This is a genomic window from Paenibacillus sp. NRS-1781 (assembly GCF_050467745.1).
Classification (GTDB): domain Bacteria; phylum Bacillota; class Bacilli; order Paenibacillales; family Paenibacillaceae; genus Paenibacillus; species Paenibacillus terrae_A.
The window spans coordinates 76,704-95,847 of record NZ_JBITPI010000012.1 but is presented as its reverse complement, the minus strand read 5'-3'; the positions used below and the strand labels follow the sequence as shown (position 1 = coordinate 95,847).

Below are 19,144 nucleotides of genomic sequence, written 5' to 3'. Positions count from 1 at the left end.
TCAATTCATGTCCCCGTAGAATAGCAGGTTGTCCATAAAGTATTCCTTGTAAAGGATTTATTTACTCATTACTCTGTCTGATGACTTGCTATCTCTTCATAACACTTCCGAAGATGCAGAGAAGGAAAGGATATATATAGAAAATTTGGATGGGATAAATGGTAGGAGAAAGCAAAAAAAACCGCTTCTGGGGCATGTTGAATGGTTGTTCCATTCTTCCTGAGGACGGTTTCTTTGTCGATTAATCTATAAAATATATGATGTGGAGTGCCATAGAACTTAAGCTGTTCTGTAGAAAGGATTGCTGCGCGATTTAATTAACGGATAGGGATATCCCTTGTACTTTGACGTTTATCATGCCAATGGATAGGCCCGTATATTTCTCGATGGCTTCCCGAACATTCCTCTGTAATTCTCTGCCTACATCGTACATTCTTGTTCCGTAATGAACGACAATGCTTAAATCGACATCCAGTCCTGATTCTGTCACATGAAGTTCAATGCCATTGTGCAGGCTTTTCCCACTTAACTTGTTAGTGATTCCTTCGACGACTCCTGTTGACATCGATGAGATTCCCATTGTTGCCGTTGCTGTCTTGCCAATGATTTTAGAAATAGTATCTTTGGAAATCGCAATACTCCCCAATACGTTTTGAATTAACATGTAGATTCCTCCTCGCGTGGTTCGCCTCTTCATAATCTAGTGTGATCAGTAATCAGATGCTTTGAATCCATGGTAAAAAGTATTTACAACCAGTGCCGCCGCAGAATTTTTCGCAATATTGCCGTTCCTTACTTGTTGCCATGTTAGAAATAGTAACGAGTAGAGGACATTCATGATCCAATCTTTATCGATATGCGGGTGAAAATAACCTTTTTGTTGCAATATTTCAATCACATGCAGGATGGGTTCCCTTAGCTTCTGATCCGCTTCTTCAATATCCTTGTTGAAGTTGACGGATGCATCATGAGCAAGAAAATAAATTTTGTCTCCTAACGGAATAAGTGCCTCAATCAACTCTGGAATGTAATTTTCATAGTTTTCCTCGTCCAAGGAAATCCCTTTCATGGTTTCACTTACGACTTCGATGGCCCGAAATCCCAGATAAATCATCAGTTGCTCTCTGCTTTCAACATATCGATGCAATGTGGCAATACCAATTCCTGCATAATCAGCAATCTCATTCATGGAGGCGTTTGGCTTGTCAATAAGTAGCATGGTAGCTACATCCAAAAGGCTGTTAAGCCTCACTTGCTTGATCGTTGTCATGTCTTTCTTCATGGGAACTCCTTATTTATTTGATATCATATATTATTAATTGATAGTTTTTTGTATCATTTAATTGAATTTTAAATCAAATACTGAGAAGAGTCAAATAGGAGCATCCACTTTTCAAAAATCATCATAATAACTCAATTTCAGTTTCTTACCTGAATCCCTTGAATTTGAATAGGGAAATCCCTAAACATTTATAATTTGAACTATATTGTGACTGTGATCACATATAGCTCAATCTGCTGTATTTAGAATAGTAGCATAAGCAATATTCATAAGAACGTAGGAAATCTTGTCGAATGAATGGAGGACCGGTACATGACAAACGGTAAACAAAAGCTTGTTGTGATTGGAAACGGTATGGCCGGCATCAATACGGTCGAGCAAATTTTAAAATTAACGGATAAGTATGAAATTACGGTCCTGGGAAATGAGCCGCATCCGAACTATAACAGGATCATGCTCTCTTATGTACTGGAAGGTAGTAAGACGATTGATGATATCATACTGAACGATTTGCAATGGTACGAGGACCAAGGTATTACTTTATATACTGGGAAAACGGTGCGAAGCATCGACGGAGAAAGAAAGAGGATTTACACGGAGGACGGACTTGAAATGGATTACGATGTAGCTTTGGTGACTACTGGCTCTCAATCGTTTATCTTGCCTATTCCGGGAAAAGAATTACCAGGCGTCATCGGTTTTCGAGATATCGCCGATTGCTCGGCAATGCTTGAGGCGGCGAAAACCTATAAAAAGGCAGCAGTCATTGGTGGAGGGCTGTTGGGACTGGAAGCGGCTAAAGGCTTGGTCAATCTCGGCATGGACGTAACGGTCGTTCATTTGATGGAGGATCTGATGGAGCGTCAGCTGGACCCGGAAGCTTCTACGATGCTGAGGGCAGAACTAGAACGTCAGGGGATCAAGTTTGCTATGCAAATGCAAACTGCAGAGGTGTACGGTCAAGATCGGGTACAGGGACTGCGGTTTTCGGACGGAAGCGAACTGGAAGCGGATTTGGTCGTTATGGCCGTCGGGATCAAGCCAAATATTCAGGTGGCTGTGCAAAGTGGCATGGAAACGAACCGTGGAATTGTGGTCGATGATATGATGAGGACCTCCATGCCGGATGTATATGCAGTAGGGGAGTGTGTTGAACACCGAGGGATCTGTTACGGTCTGGTTGCTCCGCTGTTTGAACAGGGAAGTGTAATTGCCAAACATTTGGCAGGTGCGGATACCGAGGGCTATATGGGATCGGTGGTTTCTACCAAGCTCAAAATTTCAGGAGTGGACGTTTTCTCGGCTGGTGAATTCATAACTGCTTCTGAGCATACGGTGATTGTAGCCAAGGATGAGTGGAAGCGCACTTACAAAAAAGTGTTGCTTCGGGAAAATAGGATTGTTGGAGCCGTACTGTTCGGAGATGTGAGCGAATCTGCTAGTCTTCAGAAGTATGTGCGGCAGCAAACGTTGATGACAGATGAGATATATGGACAGCTCATGGGTACCGGATGCAGTAAAGACGGGGCTAAAACCTTATCCGCTGAAACGATGGCTGATGATGAAATTGTCTGCGGCTGCAACGGTGTGACCAAAAAGGCAATTGTTGATGCGATCCATGAAAATGGATTGACCACAGTCGACGAAATTAAGGCATGTACCGGGGCAACGCGGTCCTGCGGAGGGTGCAAGCCGGTCGTTGAACAAATTCTCCAGTATGTTCTTGGAGACAGCTTCAAGACGACAGCCAAGCAAGGAATATGTGGCTGCACAACATGGAGCCGGGATGAGATTGTAACGGCTATTAAAACCAAGGGTCTTACAACGACGCGTGAAGTCATGAATGTGCTTGGTTGGCATAATGATGAAGGATGCTCCAAATGCCGCCCGGCGCTGAATTATTACTTGGGTATGATGAACCCGGATACCTATGAAAATGAGGAAGATTCCCGGTTTGTGAACGAGCGGCTGCACGCGAATATTCAAAAGGATGGAACGTTTACAGTTGTGCCAAGAATGTACGGCGGTGTAACAACTCCAGAGGATTTGAAGAAAATAGCTGATGTTTCTCTTAAATACAACGTTAAAGTTGTTAAAGTAACAGGAGGACAGCGGCTGGATTTGATTGGTGTCCGTAAAGAGGATTTGCCTAAAGTGTGGGAAGAACTCGATATGCCGTCGGGATATGCCTATGCCAAATCTCTTCGTACGGTTAAAACCTGTGTTGGATCACAATTTTGCCGATTTGGTACACAGGATTCTATGGGAATGGGAGAATTGCTGGAACGGAAATTTGAAAGATTGGATTTTCCGGCAAAATTTAAATTAGCGGTCAACGGATGTCCGCGCAACTGTGCGGAATCATGTACAAAGGATATCGGGATTGTAGGCAATGATGGAGGCTGGGAGATTTTTATCGGTGGAAACGGTGGTATAAAAGCGCGGTTGGCTGATTCGCTCTGCAAAGTGAAAACGGACGATGAACTGATTGAGATTGTGGGAAGCGTGATGCAACTGTACCGGGAAACAGGCCAATATCTGGAGCGTACTTCGGAATGGGTGGAACGGACCGGCCTTGAAGAGATTCGGAAGGCTGTCGTGCACGATGTAGATCATCGCAAAGCTTTAATAGAACGGATCGAATTTGCACTGCAACAGGTTGAAGACCCATGGAAAAAGATCATCAACGATGCCGATTCGCGCAAAAATTTATTTGAAGTCGTTACACCGTCTGTTGTGTGAATGTATTTAAAATCATGCCTGGAGAAGGGAGCAATCAAGCGAATGATCAAACATGCTGAGTGGCTTATCGTCGGTCACAGTAAGGATTTTCCAAATAGAATGGGGCGGACGATTCGGTTGGATGATAACGAAATCGCAGTTTTCCGCACTTCGGAGAACAAGCTTTACGCTGTTGAAAATTCCAGCCCGCATCCTAAAGGGGGGCCGCTTACCGAAGCGATGGTATCCGGTCATTACATTTATGATCCGCTATGTGATTGGAAGATTGATTTGGAGACGGGTATCGTTCAAGAGCCTGACCACGGACAAATTAAAACATTCACCATTCGGGAAGATGGAGAAGAAGTGAAAATATCACTTTAATGCACTTTAATGCAAATAAGAAAAGGCTCGGCAGGAACAAGTCCTGCTGAGCCCTTTTCGTCTTGGATCAGGTAATGGTAATGCCTGCGCTCGCATAACCCACGACGGTGTTTACGAGGGAGAGTCCCGTAGCTGTTGCAGAGAAGACAAGGAGCAGGCGAGTCTGCGCAGTTACTGGTATAGCCAATCCGGTAGTGATGCCATTGGAAATGGTACCCAAGGCAATGATGCCAGTCAGTGGTGGAGCTAATGTAACGGTAGCCCCAGGGACCGCTGTAAAGGTGTTATCAGGTGTAGTCGAACTAAACAACTGGGCAGTAATCGTCGCGGTTGATCCAACGAGAGTTAGCGCAGCTGTTGTACTGAAATATCCAGCAATGGATGTAATTACACCATCCCGTGGTACAGAAAAAGCAAAGTTAATCAGTGGCCCTACAAGTGTACCTGTCAGGTCAATGACTCCACCTAAAAGACTAATCCCTGTTGCTGAGCTTCCAAAGCCGATCAAACTTGTGGTTCCAACCAGCCCGCCGAGAATGGTTGTCAAAATTGCTGGTCCACCCGAAGCAAATGGAATGATTGCCCCCGAACCGGTGGCTCCAGTAACCCCTGCTGTACCCGTGGCCCCTGTAGCGCCCGCTGCGCCCGTAGCCCCTGTAGCGCCCGCCGTGCCCGTGGCTCCAGTAGCGCCCGCCGTGCCCGTAGCTCCGGTAGCGCCCGCCGCGCCCGTAGCTCCGGTAGTGCCCGCAGCGCCCGTAGCGCCGACAGCGCCATCCGCGCCCGTGGCTCCAGTAGCGCCCGTAGCACCCCCGGCGGGTCCTGCCGCGCCCGTAGCCCCTGTAGCGCCAGCGGGTCCAACTGGACCCACAGCTCCTTGTGGTCCAGCAGCACCTACCGGCCCTGGTCCACCGACAGGTCCTGGAGCACCGCCAGGCCCAGCAGGCCCGCCAGGCCCGCCAGGCCCAGCAGGCCCGCCAGGCCCGCCAGGCCCAGCAGGCCCGCCAGGCCCAGCAGGTCCAGCAGGTCCAGCAGGTCCAGCAGGCCCTTGTGGACCGGGGGTTCCTGTCGTGCCACCCAACGCAATACTGATAGCCGTTTCGGCGCTTCTGATTGCACTGATCAAGCTGTCTTTAAGAGCAGGATCAAGGGGTTCCTGCAAAATAATAGACAATAAGACCTCCAGCAGTTGTTGCAGTGTTGTTCCAACACCGATCGGGGAGAAAGGAGTGGCTTCCGACGCTACGATAGCCAGTTCCAACGCCGCTAATAAATCTGTCTTAGCCGAGCCTCTAAGTCTCAATTTATGCGCGAGAGCTAATAAGCGCTGTAAAATCTGTTGCAATGAAGTTACATTAGCCGCAGACGGGTGTGCGAAAACGAGTGGGATGATGGCGACTAATTCCTTAATCAGCTTGAGAAGTTCTTCCGTTTCTCTGCTAATTTTAGGTGGTTTGCAGTCCTCGTCTTTTTTTGAAGCACCACTGAACCTGAACGGTTTTCTGTGTTTCATGTTCAAATATCTCCTCCTCACCATTCTCTCTACTGTAGAGGTGACAAGTGGATCATCGCCCCGCTTCGCAGATATAACAGTATATTTTCTGAAGCGAGAAGGGTGAATCACCACACAAAAATTATTATTGGAGGCTTGTACATAAGCTTTAAGAATGTGTACAAAGTATCGTGGACCGAACCAACAGGCACTGACGTTTCCCTGAACTTTATGCCAGAGGAAAAACGAATGTACGGCATTATTTTCTTCCCTAAATGGGTTCATGAGCATCCGGAAATCACTGTACGCTATCAGAACGATTTTATTCCGCTGATGGAAGAATCACGTGAAAAATACGAAACCTATCCTAAATTTGTTGTTCCTGAATTTGCAGATATTACATTCATAGAAAATGCGGGTGTAAACAACGAAGAATTGATTTCTCAAGCGCCCTACGCAGGAATGACAGACGATATTCGTGCAGGTAAGCTGCCAGCATAATCAAACATTTGCTGATGGTGCAAAGCCTGGGTCTTTGATAAGCAGTCTCAGGCTTTTTGTTGTGTGGATTGGAGAATCATACGTCACAGCAGATGTAATAAGCGGATACTTGCACCCGTTTCTTTTATTATCTTGCCGATAGTCCTTTATATTGACACAAAGACAACCCCGGATATCCTTATCCCGGGGATTGTCTTTATGCTCTCTTAGATCCAAAAATCATAAAACTGATCGCGGCTAGAACCCAGACACCCATACCGCCGTAGAGCATGATCAAGCCAAAGCCGTGCACAAGCGCTGCATGGACGACGGCTCCAGACGCATCCAGAGAGGACAGTTCTGGCAAACTCTGCTTGAGCGATACAGTATTTCCGGCAGCTATTTTTTCGGCTACAGACCGCAATTGCACTGCATTGAGAGTCCCGGAAAGGGCACCCTTCAAATAAGACAGAATACCTTCCTGCAAGATGAATCCCATCACAGCGATGTTGATGGCTAGACTGATGAATCTGGCACTCATATCTATACCGGAAGCCATGCCTGCACGGGCACTCGGGACAGAGCCGGTAGTCGTATTGGTCACAGGTGTGTTGGTTAAGCCAAGCCCAATACCAGCCAACAAGGAGCCAGGGAGCATGGTCAACCAACTGGCGTGATCGCTGCTGCTGCCATATTTCATCAAAATGAAGCCCATACCGAGGATGAACATACCTGATGGAATGACTATGCGCGGCTGATAGCGGAGCGAAAAACGCTCTGCCAGAGGCGGAATTACCAAGGTGGGCAGCGCATAAGCCAAGAGAGACAGTCCGGAGGCTATGATACCGTAACCCAGGCCACTCTGGAAATAGATCGGCAGATAGATCATGAACGGCCAGAAACTGAAGTTCATGCCGATGGAGCCAAGGAGAGCGCCAGAGAAATTACGTATCTTGAATACGGAAAAGTCAAACATTGGATGGGCGCTGAGCTTTTCCGCAAATAGAAAAATAATGAAGCTTATGGCTACTGCAACAAGGATGGTGATGGATGCTCTGCTGGTAAAGCCGAGTTCCGGCCCTTGCGTGATAAAGTATGCAAGGCCAAAAACTGTCAACGAAAGCGTGATGATGCCGATAATGTCCAGCTTTTTCACCTGCGGATCTCTGGACTCCTCTATGCCACCGAAAACAAGAATCAAAGTGAGGATGGTCAACGGAACGTGGACCAGGAAAACCCAATGCCAGTTCAGCACGGCCACGATCATGCCGCCGATGATAGGTCCAAAACCGAGGCCGATACCGAACACGATCCCCCATATGCCAAAGGCTTTGCTGCGTTCTTGTCCTTCCTGAAACCGATGTGAAAGAATTGCTATCTGGCAAATCTGCATCGCACCCGCACCTATCCCTTGAAGAAACCGGCTGATGATCAGAACCGATGTGCTTTGCGCCAAGCCACAAATCAAGGATGTAATACCGAACAAGACGAGGCTGATTATAAAAATACGCCTCCTTCCATACCGATCAGCCAGCGTTCCAACAGCCATCAGAACTGTGGCACATGCAATGGTGTAAGCGTTCATAATCCATTGCATATCCTTAAGATCGCCCTGCAATACTTTTTCCAGAGTTGGTAGTATCACTGGCACACTGGAAATTTCGAGGCCGAACATCAATGCGGACAAGCATATAGCAGCCAATGCAAATATATTTTTGCGGGAGAAGGGTAGGCTCACTGAGAGGTCCCCCCAGACTTTTGTTCACGGTCTGGACATCCGCCAGCGCAACTATAATATTGCACCTCATTTATTGCTCCTGCCTTATTTAAAACGTATTTGCTCAAGGGTAGCCATCCTTTCTATCTTTTCTGGTTTGGTTCACCTTATAGATGTGAATTTTATTATATATTCTAAATCATTCATTTTACATAGAACAATCAATCTATTATGATGATAATACAAAGTAATTAAATGAATTTCTCATATAAACATTAAATTTAAAGGAGAGAATTCAAAATTGGATCATATAGACAAACAAATCCTCTTTTATCTTCAAAGTCAGGCAAGGCTTTCAATGACGGAGCTAGGGAAATGCGTGGGTTTGTCCCAACCTGCTGTAACAGAACGAGTTAAACGAATGGAAGAAAAAGGGGTTATTCAGGAGTATCGCACTATCATCTCTCCTGAAAAAATAGGCAAGGATACGGCAGCCTTTATATTGTTTCGGACTAGAGATTGCCATGCATTTCTTGATTTTGTCCATACCTCTCCACATGTTGCCGAGTGCCACCGTATAAGCGGAGATCACAGTTATTTATTAAAAGTAGTGACCAACTCAACGCACACCCTGGAAGAGTTTAGTAACCAGTGCGATAAGTATGGAACCTACACGAGCCTGATTGTCATGTCGTCACCGATTGAGCATAGACTTCTCATTCATTCTCTGGAAGAAGCAAGTGGAGCTGCTCATTCAGAAAAAGATTAAGAATGAAAAAAGACAACCCCGGATATCCCTATCCCAGGATTGTCTTCATCACGAAAATGTATAGTTAAGCTGATTAAACGGGCGTTACGTCCTGAATCGCTTCTTCTTCTTTCCAAATCACGTTCTCGCGATAGTTTGATCCCCAATCGTACATCGCTCTCAGTACCGGAATCAGGCTTTCGCCATGCTCGGTCAGTGAGTATTCCACATGCGGAGGGACGACAGGATAGACCTTACGAAGAATGAGTTTATCCTCCTCCAGCTCGCGCAGCTGGTTGGTCAGCATTTTTTGCGTAATGTGGGGGATCAGCTTTTTCAGTTCACCGAACCGCTTGGTGCCTTCCAAGCCGAGATGCCACAAAATAATCAGCTTCCATTTCCCGCCGATGACGGCGAGGGTCAATTCCTTATCACAATTAATCAGCTTCAAATCAATCCGGTCTTTTACAGTAGTGATGTTCATCGACCTCCTGTCCGTAGTTACTCCAAGTATACTATTTATGGCTACTATACGCAAAAGTGGATACATCCATTTTGGAAACTAACCATACTTTTGGATACGGACGGACCGGACAGTGACACGTGATGCTGCACGAACAGTTGAGAAGCCTGCGACGGTTAAGAAGGAATGACGATGGTGTTAAATGATTCCGGCTCCAGCTCGAAATGATGTGTAGCCTCTCCAGCGGACAGATTCAGCACACGCGATTCGTGGAACGGATTGGCAATGACCACTACCGTTTGTCCGTCAGCATTGCGGAAAGCAACGGCATTTCCCGTCCATGATCCATGGAGTCCAATGCGTCTCGCACCCGGCAATACAAAATGAGAAAAGTGCTTCATCACGTAATATTCCGGGTTCAGGGTACGCTTACGATCCGCCGGATCAACGGTGATCATCGAATTTTGCTCCCATCCCCATGTGCTCTTGCCCTTCGGCTCCAAGACCATGTTCCAGTAAATATAAGCATTCACGCCATTGGTGAAGTAGTGCTGGTACAGGTTATATACATATTTGGCGTAGTCCCACGAATTTTCTCCGTTCCCACACTCATTTTCTGTCTGCATGTAACGAAGCTCTGGGTAGCTGGCAGTGGTGCGTTGGATGGCATTCTTACCTGCCCACTGATAGCCTACGCCTTTAATATATTTGTAGGCCTCCGGGTCACTCAGCACGGTATGGGCATATTCATCGAATCCGGTGGATGTTTTCTTCATTAATTCCTTCCACGGATCGGGCGCATTAATGGTACCCAGCCAAATTTCCGTATCCAGTCCGTACTCCTCGAAGGCAGGGCCTAAATAGTCGCGAATAAATTCACGCAGCTGTTCTCCGGTCCATACACAGGAAGGGAATTTTTGATCGGCAATGACTTCATTTTGAACATGGACCTGATGAATCGTAATGCCTGCCTCGCGGTAAGCCTGTACAAATTTAACGAAGTACAATGCATACGCTTTCAAAATATCTTTTTCCCAGCGCAATGTGCCGTAATTGTAAGCCTTGGGCGATTTCATCCATGTCGGTGGGCTCCAGGGTGAAGCGAACAGCTTCAAGTCCGGGTTAAGCTGTAACGCTTCCCGAATGAAAGGAATGAGATACTGCTGATCACGCTCAATGGAAAAGTGCTTCATTTCCACATCGCCATCCGTTTCATTGTGGCTGTACCATTCGAGCGCGTAGTCACTGGCTCCAATAGGGAGTCGGCAAATCGTGAATTTGTGCTCACCCTCCGGGTGGAAGAGAGAATGAAGCACCTGCTCCCGTTCGTCGCTCTCCAAATGGTTCAAGGCCACATAGCCCAGTTCATTAAAACAGCCGCCAAAGCCTTCGACGAGCTGATGCGTTTCCCCCGTGATGGTCAGGTTGGCCTGTGCTTGAGTTTCGCTAAGATGATGAGATCGGGATTGCCAAGCTTGAGCTTTGGAAGTGGAAAACCACTGAATGGTCTGATTGGTCATGTATTACCCTCCTGTGAACGCTTTTTGTATCTCTTCTTATTATAGGGTAGGATCATAGGAGGTGAGATGGTCTGAGCCAAGACAAATTTGCCCTAATCCAAGCTGTATTCTGCTGATCCGAAGTGCCAAGAACACATTAAGAACACATGTCTTTGGTATGCTGATGTCCTAGAATGACCGAAAGAGGTAAATCAATTGAAAAAAAGGGTTCTTCTCGCGGAGGATGAAATTCGAATCCGTGAAGTCATTGCGGATTATTTTAAACAGAACAATTGGGAAGTCTATGAAGCAGGCAATGGAAAAGATGCGCTAATTTGGTTTGATTCGGTGCAGCCCGACCTGATCATACTCGATATTATGATGCCGGAGCTGGATGGTTGGGAGGTATGCCGTCAGGTTCGCAGCCGTTCCGGGGTGCCGATCATTTTGCTGACCGCCAAATCCGGTGATGATGATAAAATATTGGGCTTTGAGCTGGGAGCAGATGACTACGTTACCAAGCCTTTTAGCCCCAAGGTGCTAATCGCCCGCGCGAACGCGCTGATGAAAAGGGTGGAGGGCCATGTGCTGCCTGAGTCGCATGTCCTGCGGTTCGGCACAGCCATTCTCAATACGATGGCTCATCGGCTTGAGGTAGATCAGGCGGCAGTCGAGCTGACGCCCAAGGAGTATGAACTGCTGCGGTTGCTTATACATAACAAAGGTATGGTCATTTCACGGGATGCGATACTTAGCCGGGTGTGGGGAATCGACTTTGAAGGAGACACGCGGGTCGTGGATACGCATATCAAAAAGCTGAGAAGCAAGCTGGGCCGTGAATCACGCCATATCCGGACTGTTTTTGGTACAGGCTACAGATTTGAGGAGGAAGAATGAACAAACGGGGAGTTACCTTTAAGTTGTTCATTATGACCGTTGCATTTTTTCTTTGTTTTTACGGCATGGTGATTTTGTGCCAATTGCTGTTTTTTGAAAAATTTTATCAGCAGCAGAAGATTGGACGTGTGGAAAGCCGTTTGCAAAGCTTCAGTCAGAGCTATGTCAGGGAAGCTTGGGGCTCGGACAGGGTTTCGCGGGAGGCAGCTCGCTTTATGCTTCAGAATAAGAACCAGCTAGCTATTGTCACGCTGGACGGCAAAGTAAAGCTGGATGACCCATTCCACATCAATCTTAGAAAAGCAGACGGGCAGATCGTTAAAATATCGCTGTCTCTGTTTATGAACCAATTTGGAGATGAGCTGAGGGCAGCCCGGATTCAGTCGGGTGACTCATTAACCGTTGAAGGTGAAGTGTTGGAAACTGACGGCATCTCTTCTGCCTATTTCATTTATCCGGCAGGCATTCAAAAGCCTGGCTCCAAACATATAGGAACCACCTCGGAAGCGTCGAGCACAGAGGGGAGAGTAAGGCTGTCCGGTACGGTGACCGAAATTGTGCTGCCGGATCTGAAAACCTGGAGCCAGCGGCAAGGCTTGCTGTTTAGTGCGCTGGAGGAATGGTTTCCTTTATCGCAGACCCATTTGGAAAAGCTCAAGAATTTTGAAGTGCTGGAGGAAGAGTGGAAGGAGCCTTGGACGGGTGTGCGTAATGCGGTCATTGTCCATCCTGTGCGACAAAGCACCGGAGAGATCGACCTGCTATTCACAGTGACATCGTTGCAGGAAATCAGCGAGACGAATGAAGCTCTGCGCTGGTTCTATCTGTACCTGGGCATCGGGGGTTTTGCGCTAATTCTTATTTTGTCCTTGTTCTATTCCCGAATGGTGACCCGCCCGCTCATTGCCTTGAACAAAACCGCCAAGCGGATGGCTAAGCTCGATTTTACAGCCCATACACCGATAAGGCAAAATGATGAGCTGGGCAGCCTGTCCTACAGCATGTATACCCTGTCCCAGAACCTGGACACCGCGTTGCGCGAGCTTCAGGAGGCTAACCAGCAACTGGTTGAGGACATGGAGCAGAAACAGAGGATGGAGGCTGTGCAGCAGGACTTTTTTTCCAGTGCCTCTCATGAACTGAAGACCCCGCTTAGTATTGTTAAAGGCTTCGCCGAAGGGCTACAGGATGGCGTTAGTGCCGGGAAGCAGGACCACTATATCAAGGTGATTGTGGAGGAAGCGGACAAAATGGAGCGACTGGTCAAGGATATGCTGGACCTCGCCAAGCTGGAATCCGGTACCCTCAAGCTTCGCAAAACGACCTTTATACTGAGCGAGCTGGTGGAGGAAGTCGTGGACAAGCTGTTCCATCTGCTAAAGGAAAAGCATCTGGAAGCAGTCATTATCCCTGCTAATGAGCTGCCGATTCATGCCGATGCCGGATGGCTGGAGCAGGTGATTTTCAACTTCGTCATCAATGCCATCCGGCATGCCGAGGAAGGAAGCTCGATTACGATCCGTATCGAAGGCTCCGGGGAAATCAATACCTTTTCCATTGAAAATAAAGGAGAAACGATTCCCGACGATCAGCTGGAGCAGATTTGGGAACGGTTTTACCGGGCCGAGCTTTCACGCAGCCGTCAGACAGGGGGAACCGGACTGGGACTGTCGATCGTCAAACGGATTTTGGATTTGCACGATTTTCGCTATAGGGCGGAGAATACCAGGGATGGTGTTCGTTTTGTCGTCATATTCGGAGGTTAAGCTATGGCAAAGGAGTCAAGCACTATGAAATGGAATTGGTTGCCCTCACTATGCACGATGGCAAATCTGGGGGCAGGGGTACTATCCCTGTTTTACACGATTCATGAACAATATATGACCGCTTTTATTCTAATTATGGTGGCTGCTTTGTGGGATGTGCTAGACGGCTTGCTGGCAAGGCTGCTGCATTGCTCCAGTGATTTTGGCAAGCAGCTAGATTCGCTGGCAGATGTGGTCTCATTTGGCGTTGCTCCTGCTTTCTTGACCTTGTTCTACCAACTGGGAGGTACACATTGGATGGGGCCGCTTGTGGCTGTTTTGTTTGTGATATGCGGTGCAGTGAGGCTGGCAAGATTCAACTTGATGGCTTTTAGTACAGGCTTCGTAGGCATGCCCATTACGGCTGCGGGCGTTATTTTGTCCTTTATGTTTTTATGGAGTGAGCATTTGCGACCCGAATTATTGCTTGGGCTCATGGTAGTGCTGTCTTTCTTGATGATTAGCCGTATTCCGTTCCCGTCCTTCAAAAAAAAACCGATCAGGAGGTAGCACCCTATGGAGTCGGCCATGAGCATGATTACACAATACGGGTACATTGCTATTTTTGCACTTCTTGCTCTCGGGATTATCGGTCTTCCAGTTCCTGATGAAATTATTATGGTCTTTGTCGGCTATCTGTCCTCTATTATGGTACTGAATTATTCAATGTCTGTACTGGTCAGCTTTATGGGGGCCATGACAGGCATGATGATCAGCTACACGCTCGGCAAAAAGCTGGGACAGCCATTAGTGGATAAGCACGGCAAGTGGGTCGGGCTGACACCGAAGCGGTTTGCAAGGGTGAAGGGGTGGTTTGCACGCTTCGGGCTGTGGACCCTTCTGGTCGGTTATTTCATTCCGGGCGTCAGGCATGTGACAAGCTACTTGTCTGGAATTAGCGCAATGCCTGTTCGAAAATATATACTGGTCGCAAGCGCGGGCTCTCTCGTATGGACCCTTATTTTTATCTCGATTGGTTATATTACCGGAGCGAATATACACTTTCAATAAGGTTATACCAAAAGTAATGTAGCATTTTTCATGTATTCCACCGATAATATAATAAAGAAACATGGTCCATTTTACTTTACGTTATTTCATTTATATTGGCATTACGGCTGTCATCAGACTCATTATTGTAGATCACGATGATGCCAAGAATACATTTTGGTGGTCCATTGCCATCCTGGTCATGGTAGGTTCTCTATTGATCGCTAACAGTAAATTGTTAAAAAGAGAAAGCTAATCGTTAGGACAGATTACAAGGTTGACAGTCAAGAAGGAGAGAGGGAATAAAGACGAATGGTAAGAAATTGGATGAATCATGCGGGTGTTAGACGGGTAGCCGTCCTTGCAATAATCATTTTGGCGTTGTTTTTATTAAGAAGCATGATGAATATTATTTTGTTAACGCTGCTGCTTACGATCCTGATCGGCAGTATATATAACGGAGTGAGCAAGCTGATTAAGCGGTTCGCCAATGTGCCGCCTACGATTGTGCTGCTACTGGTGTACGTATTGCTGATTCTGATCATCATATGGGGAGTTTATCGGATGGTGCCGCTGATTAGCGTGCAGGTCAAGCAGGTGTACCTCATGATTCAGCAAGCATATATGTACCCGGATCGTAACCAATGGAACGAAACGATTATTGAATTTATGGATACGCTGAATGTTCAACGGCTATTTGAGCCTGGCTTGAATGCAGTCATGAAAGTAAGTCAACTGGGCACACAACTGCTGGTGTCGATAATTTTGAGCTTATTCTTCCTGATGGAAAAATCCTATATTACACGCTTTACAGCTACGTTTAAGCATAGCAAGCTGGGGTGGTTTTTTGAAGAAGTGGGTCACTTTGGCCGCATGTTCCTGGGTACGTTCGGGAAGGTGCTGGAGGCTCAACTGCTGATTTCACTGATTAACTGTATATTGACCACGATTGCGCTCTGGATTATGGGTTTTCCCAATCTGCTCGGTCTTGCATTGATCATCTTCGTATTGGGTCTGATTCCGGTGGCAGGTGTGTTCATCTCACTGTTGCCGCTCGGTCTGATTGCCTTTAGCGTCGGAGGCATTCATTATGTCATCTACCTGATTATTCTGATTGTGGTGATCCATGCGATTGAAGCCTACTACTTGAATCCGAAGCTGATGTCATCCAAAACCAATTTACCGATTTTCTTTACCTTTGTCGTCCTAATTTTCTCTGAACATCTGATTGGAATTTGGGGCTTGATTGTTGGTATCCCGCTGTTTGTCTTCTTCCTCGATCTGATCGGGGTACAGCGCAAGCAAGAGAAGGATACCTGATTTGACGAATGCTTGCGAAGCCGCAGGCATTTTTTAATTCTGGGCTATCTGTAGTACACTGAGTACAAAAGATGTTGCGAGTTAAATAAGGAAACGAGATGATATGGGTGGATCAGAAAATCAAGGTACTGGCTATATCGGGGAGCCTTCGTCAAAAGTCCTCCAATACAGCCTTATTAAAGGCTACCATTGGGTTAGCGCCAGAGAATATGATATTTACGATGTATAACGGATTGGGTGAGCTTCCTCATTTTAACCCGGATCTGGATGTAGAAGACGGGCCGGCTTCCGTCAAGGAGCTGCGGGAACAACTGAAAGAAGCGGATGGGGTATTGATCTGTACGCCGGAATATGGGAATGGTGTTCCGGGTACTTTGAAAAATGCATTGGATTGGATCGTTTCTTCGGGCGAATTTGTAAATAAACCTACAGCAGTTATTAGCGCGTCACCTTCTCCTATGGGTGGGAATCTGGCCCATGCCTCTCTGTTGCTAACACTGCAAATGATCAATGCCGAGATTGTGGAAAATGGAAAGGTCATGATTCCGCATATCACATTGAAGCTAAATCAGGAAGGCGTAATTACCGATTCTGAAACCAGGCAGGAGTTACAAGCATTACTTCAAGGGCTTGACCAAACTTGTTCGAGACAGACAGTATAGAGTAAAACAAAAGCAGACCCTTCATGAACACATCATGGAAGGATCTGCTTTTTAACTTAATCAAATGTTAGATAGTATCCAATAAGCTCTCATATACCTTTAATCGGGCATATACCGTTTCAAGTATCGGATATGCATCATTACTGCCAGAAGCCAATGCAAGAAGTGAACCATGCAGGTGACTCGCTTCAATCGGAAGCTTTTTATGCATATCACGTTGCATGGATGACATCATCTCTGGTCGTAAGGACTCCATCGTTTTCAATGTATGAGCTTCCATCTCTGAATCAATCGGTATCCCTGCGTTGCGAGCAAGTGTGACCATCTCATGCAGCAGCTTTTCGTATATAGCACGTGACTCTGCCGTGGCAAGTATAGTCCCGACAGAGGTATCCATTAGTGTTGTGATTCCGCTCAAGCTGGCAACAAATATATATTTCTGCCAAACTTCACGCTGGATATCCTGACTTCGTGTGACTATGAAGCCTGCATGATCAAGATGATTCAGCAGTATTTGTGTACGCTCTGATTGCACGCCGTTCCATTCACCGAAGACGATACGGTGGAATGGACTTGTCTGAACGACAGAACCATCATGATCTAGCGTAGTTTCGATATAACAAAGTCCTCCCAGCACTTTTTCCGGACCAAATTGCTTGCGTAAAGAGTCAAAATGTTCGTAACCGTTAAGTAACGGAAGAATCATGGTATGTTCACCGATATAGGGCTCAAGATCGAATTGCAATTGGGGCAGATGATACGCTTTGACCGCAACGATAATGCAGTCGAACGGCTCGACAGCTTCACCATATGTAATAGCACGGATTGGCGTGTGAAAATTCCCATGAACACTTTTAACAATCAGACCGTTTGCTTTCAAACTAGACTTTTTGGAAGGACGTACGAAAAAGGTTACGTCTTCTCCTTTTTGAATAAGACGTCCTCCGAAGTAGCCTCCAATAGCCCCTGCACCTACAATCAAAATTCGCATCATAGGGTCCCTGCCTTTACTTTTGCATTCCCGTACAGTCGTTCTACTATGTTCTCATCTGCCTTAAAAACATGCTCTTCGCCCGGAAAAGAACGGTCCTTCACGTCCTTGACATATTGCCCGATGCTGTCGCGGATCAGAGTACCTATATCCGAATATGTTTTTACGAATTTTTTCTCCCGGTAAGAAGAGGAGTATTGCAGCATGTCATGGCAGACTACACCAGCTACCTCAGCCAAACCAGCAGACGGATAATCATATGCCATAATCATGCTTATAGGTAAACCTTCTCGTTTCATTTTCTTCAATTGCAAAATATTAAGCGCCTTTGGAGTTGCCATGGTTACATTCAATCCTTTCCCTATCTATGTTTTAGATCACAAAAAAAACCTTTCAGCACATGGCCGAAAAGGTCCGAAAGGCAAAAAAAGAGTCAATTTGCGACCGTTCTTTTGTCTCGGTCCTTGCGGATCAGAGCAAAATCCAACGAGTTCACCTCCATAGGCTCACACATCTACATATTGAATTACACTAAACTAGAGTACCGTTCGAAGTTGTCGATACAGCCTCTCACGGAAGTGTATCAAAATATAGGGTTCTTGCATAACTTTCTCTGCAATACGAACAGAACAAACCCTTCCAACTTCCTAATGGGAAGCGAAAGGGCTTCAGCTTGCAGATACAGTATATAAAATATAGTTAAATCTTTAGACCTGCACGAGCTCACGAACTCATGGACGGTCGATAAATTCGTACAGAAAGGATTGACCCTCTCGATAGAAACGTGGATCGTATACGCCCAGACGCTTTCCGTCGTCTACAACGACCACGAAGGGCGACCATTGCACAAGCGTTTGTGCCTTTGGATTGCTGGCAAACAGCGCATCCAGATTAGCCTGGTCCTGGGATGGCAGCTTTGTTACTGTACGAAAGCCTGTCCACAGGGAGCCTTTACTCAGGGTGACTACGGAGTCCTTTTTGCTAATCACAGTGAACACACCCGGGACAAAATCGGCAGATAGCGCTGCCTGCTCATAAGGTGCTTGTGTCTTTTGCTGGTGCAGAATGAGCATGCCTTGGGCAGTCTGGACGGTGAAATGCAGCGCCATCAGCACCCAGACGATCCGGTAGACGGCCATCGAGGAAATTCGAGCAGAACGCCGGAAGCGGACATAGAGGAACCCCGCCAGCATCAACGCCCATAGAACAAGGTCCACAATCGGAATCGTCCCGAAGGTCACTCTCATCTGCGAGAAAGGTTCAAAATACCCCGTGCCCCAAGCGTTAAACAGGTCGCTCGTATCGTGAATGAACACCGCCAGCAGGGATATTCCAAACCACCGCCAGCCGGATTGTCGGAAGAGCAAGCGCACCAGCAGGGCAATACATGCCGCCCACACGGGAACGAGGAACAGTGAATGGGTAAGACCCCTGTGCCACATCTGGTATCGCCCCGACACATCCCACAACGCAGAAATCACATCTATATCAGGGATTTGCGAGCCAACAACGGTGGTGAATAGCAGTGCGCCCTTTTGCCTGCGCGTCATGTCCTCCTTCTTGACTGCGCCGTATAAGGCCAAGCCGAACAGTGTATGTGTAATAGTATCCATAATGACTCTCCTTTTGGCACAGATACTTTAATTGTAGCATGGTCCTGGTGTATTTGGAGAGTGCGGAGGTGATATAATAGGGC

18 protein-coding genes and 2 pseudogenes are annotated in these 19,144 nt (G+C 46.8%); 11 read left to right on the top strand and 9 right to left on the bottom strand.

The window, feature by feature from the left end; translation table 11 throughout:
• Nucleotides 1–313: 313 nt before the first annotated feature.
• Together ACIFO6_RS04050 and ACIFO6_RS04045 are read right to left on the bottom strand one after the other, a co-directional pair.
• Entirely contained in the window at nucleotides 314–664 is a 351-nt protein-coding gene (locus ACIFO6_RS04050) for an Asp23/Gls24 family envelope stress response protein (protein ID WP_430038409.1), read from the bottom strand.
• 45 nt (nucleotides 665–709) lie between these two features.
• Entirely contained in the window at nucleotides 710–1,282 is a 573-nt protein-coding gene (locus tag ACIFO6_RS04045; protein WP_430038407.1) for a TetR/AcrR family transcriptional regulator, read from the bottom strand.
• Nucleotides 1,283–1,594: 312 nt separating this feature from the next.
• On the opposite strand from ACIFO6_RS04045, the gene nirB reads away from it, so the two are divergent.
• Nucleotides 1,595–4,024 (top strand): nitrite reductase large subunit NirB, encoded by a 2,430-nt coding sequence (gene nirB / locus ACIFO6_RS04040; protein WP_430038405.1) that lies wholly within the window; start codon nucleotides 1,595–1,597, stop codon nucleotides 4,022–4,024.
• 42 nt (nucleotides 4,025–4,066) lie between these two features.
• Nucleotides 4,067–4,387, top strand: coding sequence for a nitrite reductase small subunit NirD (gene nirD / locus ACIFO6_RS04035; protein ID WP_430038403.1), 321 nt, complete (start codon nucleotides 4,067–4,069; stop codon nucleotides 4,385–4,387).
• Nucleotides 4,388–4,454: 67 nt separating this feature from the next.
• On the opposite strand, the gene ACIFO6_RS04030 is transcribed toward nirD, so the two are convergent.
• Nucleotides 4,455–5,897: an exosporium glycoprotein BclB-related protein gene (locus ACIFO6_RS04030; protein ID WP_430038401.1), complete on the bottom strand. Its 1,443-nt coding sequence runs from the start codon at nucleotides 5,895–5,897 to the stop codon at nucleotides 4,455–4,457.
• A gap of 150 nt (nucleotides 5,898–6,047) precedes the next feature.
• Between ACIFO6_RS04030 and ACIFO6_RS04025 the strand changes: the two are divergent.
• Nucleotides 6,048–6,377: pseudogene (locus tag ACIFO6_RS04025) on the top strand (phenolic acid decarboxylase); the annotation flags it as partial.
• 196 nt (nucleotides 6,378–6,573) lie between these two features.
• Here the strand turns inward: ACIFO6_RS04025 and ACIFO6_RS04020 are convergent.
• Nucleotides 6,574–8,094: an MFS transporter gene (locus tag ACIFO6_RS04020; protein ID WP_430038399.1), complete on the bottom strand. Its 1,521-nt coding sequence runs from the start codon at nucleotides 8,092–8,094 to the stop codon at nucleotides 6,574–6,576.
• A 280-nt stretch (nucleotides 8,095–8,374) separates the two neighbouring features.
• On the opposite strand from ACIFO6_RS04020, the gene ACIFO6_RS04015 reads away from it, so the two are divergent.
• Complete coding sequence (locus tag ACIFO6_RS04015) at nucleotides 8,375–8,842, top strand: Lrp/AsnC family transcriptional regulator (RefSeq protein ID WP_430038397.1); 468 nt, start codon at nucleotides 8,375–8,377, stop codon at nucleotides 8,840–8,842.
• 73 nt (nucleotides 8,843–8,915) lie between these two features.
• Here ACIFO6_RS04015 and ACIFO6_RS04010 read toward each other — a convergent pair whose 3' ends face one another.
• Both ACIFO6_RS04010 and ACIFO6_RS04005 read right to left on the bottom strand, forming a co-directional pair.
• Nucleotides 8,916–9,305: a winged helix-turn-helix transcriptional regulator gene (locus tag ACIFO6_RS04010; protein ID WP_014279676.1), complete on the bottom strand. Its 390-nt coding sequence runs from the start codon at nucleotides 9,303–9,305 to the stop codon at nucleotides 8,916–8,918.
• Nucleotides 9,306–9,460: 155 nt separating this feature from the next.
• Nucleotides 9,461–10,804 (bottom strand): glycoside hydrolase family 30 protein, encoded by a 1,344-nt coding sequence (locus tag ACIFO6_RS04005; protein WP_430038395.1) that lies wholly within the window; start codon nucleotides 10,802–10,804, stop codon nucleotides 9,461–9,463.
• A gap of 195 nt (nucleotides 10,805–10,999) precedes the next feature.
• Between ACIFO6_RS04005 and ACIFO6_RS04000 the strand changes: the two genes are divergently transcribed.
• From ACIFO6_RS04000 to ACIFO6_RS03970, 7 genes and pseudogenes are all read left to right on the top strand, one after another.
• Nucleotides 11,000–11,680, top strand: coding sequence for a response regulator transcription factor (locus ACIFO6_RS04000; RefSeq protein ID WP_430038393.1), 681 nt, complete (start codon nucleotides 11,000–11,002; stop codon nucleotides 11,678–11,680).
• Nucleotides 11,677–13,446: a sensor histidine kinase gene (locus ACIFO6_RS03995; RefSeq protein ID WP_430038391.1), complete on the top strand. Its 1,770-nt coding sequence runs from the start codon at nucleotides 11,677–11,679 to the stop codon at nucleotides 13,444–13,446. The genes ACIFO6_RS04000 and ACIFO6_RS03995 overlap by 4 nt, the downstream gene beginning before the upstream one ends.
• A 24-nt stretch (nucleotides 13,447–13,470) precedes the next feature.
• Nucleotides 13,471–13,995, top strand: a complete 525-nt coding sequence (pssA, locus tag ACIFO6_RS03990) for a CDP-diacylglycerol--serine O-phosphatidyltransferase (RefSeq protein ID WP_430038389.1) — start codon at nucleotides 13,471–13,473, stop codon at nucleotides 13,993–13,995.
• Nucleotides 13,996–14,001: 6 nt separating this feature from the next.
• The gene (locus tag ACIFO6_RS03985; protein WP_430038387.1) at nucleotides 14,002–14,496 is read left to right on the top strand and encodes a DedA family protein; all 495 of its coding nucleotides are present in this window, start codon (nucleotides 14,002–14,004) and stop codon (nucleotides 14,494–14,496) included.
• A 67-nt stretch (nucleotides 14,497–14,563) separates the two neighbouring features.
• Nucleotides 14,564–14,731: pseudogene (locus ACIFO6_RS03980) on the top strand (phosphate-starvation-inducible PsiE family protein); the annotation flags it as partial.
• A gap of 56 nt (nucleotides 14,732–14,787) precedes the next feature.
• Nucleotides 14,788–15,795, top strand: coding sequence for an AI-2E family transporter (locus ACIFO6_RS03975; protein ID WP_430038385.1), 1,008 nt, complete (start codon nucleotides 14,788–14,790; stop codon nucleotides 15,793–15,795).
• Between the two features lie 98 nt (nucleotides 15,796–15,893).
• Nucleotides 15,894–16,457 (top strand): NADPH-dependent FMN reductase, encoded by a 564-nt coding sequence (locus ACIFO6_RS03970; RefSeq protein ID WP_430038384.1) that lies wholly within the window; start codon nucleotides 15,894–15,896, stop codon nucleotides 16,455–16,457.
• Nucleotides 16,458–16,524: 67 nt separating this feature from the next.
• Here the strand turns inward: ACIFO6_RS03970 and ACIFO6_RS03965 are convergent, their stop codons facing one another.
• The 3 genes from ACIFO6_RS03965 to ACIFO6_RS03955 all read right to left on the bottom strand — a co-directional run bounded on the left by ACIFO6_RS03965 (nucleotide 16,525) and on the right by ACIFO6_RS03955 (nucleotide 19,061).
• Nucleotides 16,525–17,448 (bottom strand): ketopantoate reductase family protein, encoded by a 924-nt coding sequence (locus tag ACIFO6_RS03965; RefSeq protein WP_430038478.1) that lies wholly within the window; start codon nucleotides 17,446–17,448, stop codon nucleotides 16,525–16,527.
• The gene (locus ACIFO6_RS03960) at nucleotides 17,448–17,720 is read right to left on the bottom strand and encodes a 3-methyl-2-oxobutanoate hydroxymethyltransferase (protein WP_430038382.1); all 273 of its coding nucleotides are present in this window, start codon (nucleotides 17,718–17,720) and stop codon (nucleotides 17,448–17,450) included. The genes ACIFO6_RS03965 and ACIFO6_RS03960 overlap by 1 nt, the downstream gene beginning before the upstream one ends.
• 459 nt (nucleotides 17,721–18,179) lie before the next feature.
• A complete protein-coding gene (locus tag ACIFO6_RS03955) occupies nucleotides 18,180–19,061 on the bottom strand; it encodes a metal-dependent hydrolase (RefSeq protein WP_430038381.1) in 882 nt (293 codons plus the stop codon).
• Between the last annotated feature and the right edge of the window lie 83 nt (nucleotides 19,062–19,144).

Excerpts from the sequence above, each read along its gene's own strand:
- ACIFO6_RS04030 (WP_430038401.1), bottom strand. The coding sequence starts at position 5,897 with ATGAAACACAGAAAACCGTTCAGGTTCAGTGGTGCTTCAAAAAAAGAC.
- ACIFO6_RS03970 (WP_430038384.1), top strand. The coding sequence starts at position 15,894 with ATGATATGGGTGGATCAGAAAATCAAGGTACTGGCTATATCGGGGAGC.
- ACIFO6_RS03985 (WP_430038387.1), top strand. The coding sequence starts at position 14,002 with ATGGAGTCGGCCATGAGCATGATTACACAATACGGGTACATTGCTATT.
- ACIFO6_RS03965 (WP_430038478.1), bottom strand. The coding sequence starts at position 17,448 with ATGCGAATTTTGATTGTAGGTGCAGGGGCTATTGGAGGCTACTTCGGA.
- ACIFO6_RS03975 (WP_430038385.1), top strand. The coding sequence starts at position 14,788 with ATGGTAAGAAATTGGATGAATCATGCGGGTGTTAGACGGGTAGCCGTC.
- ACIFO6_RS04045 (WP_430038407.1), bottom strand. The coding sequence starts at position 1,282 with ATGAAGAAAGACATGACAACGATCAAGCAAGTGAGGCTTAACAGCCTT.
- ACIFO6_RS03960 (WP_430038382.1), bottom strand. The coding sequence starts at position 17,720 with ATGATTATGGCATATGATTATCCGTCTGCTGGTTTGGCTGAGGTAGCT.
- ACIFO6_RS04010 (WP_014279676.1), bottom strand. The coding sequence starts at position 9,305 with ATGAACATCACTACTGTAAAAGACCGGATTGATTTGAAGCTGATTAAT.
- nirD (WP_430038403.1), top strand. The coding sequence starts at position 4,067 with ATGATCAAACATGCTGAGTGGCTTATCGTCGGTCACAGTAAGGATTTT.
- ACIFO6_RS04005 (WP_430038395.1), bottom strand. The coding sequence starts at position 10,804 with ATGACCAATCAGACCATTCAGTGGTTTTCCACTTCCAAAGCTCAAGCT.
- ACIFO6_RS03995 (WP_430038391.1), top strand. The coding sequence starts at position 11,677 with ATGAACAAACGGGGAGTTACCTTTAAGTTGTTCATTATGACCGTTGCA.
- pssA (WP_430038389.1), top strand. The coding sequence starts at position 13,471 with ATGAAATGGAATTGGTTGCCCTCACTATGCACGATGGCAAATCTGGGG.
- ACIFO6_RS03955 (WP_430038381.1), bottom strand. The coding sequence starts at position 19,061 with ATGGATACTATTACACATACACTGTTCGGCTTGGCCTTATACGGCGCA.
- ACIFO6_RS04050 (WP_430038409.1), bottom strand. The coding sequence starts at position 664 with ATGTTAATTCAAAACGTATTGGGGAGTATTGCGATTTCCAAAGATACT.
- nirB (WP_430038405.1), top strand. The coding sequence starts at position 1,595 with ATGACAAACGGTAAACAAAAGCTTGTTGTGATTGGAAACGGTATGGCC.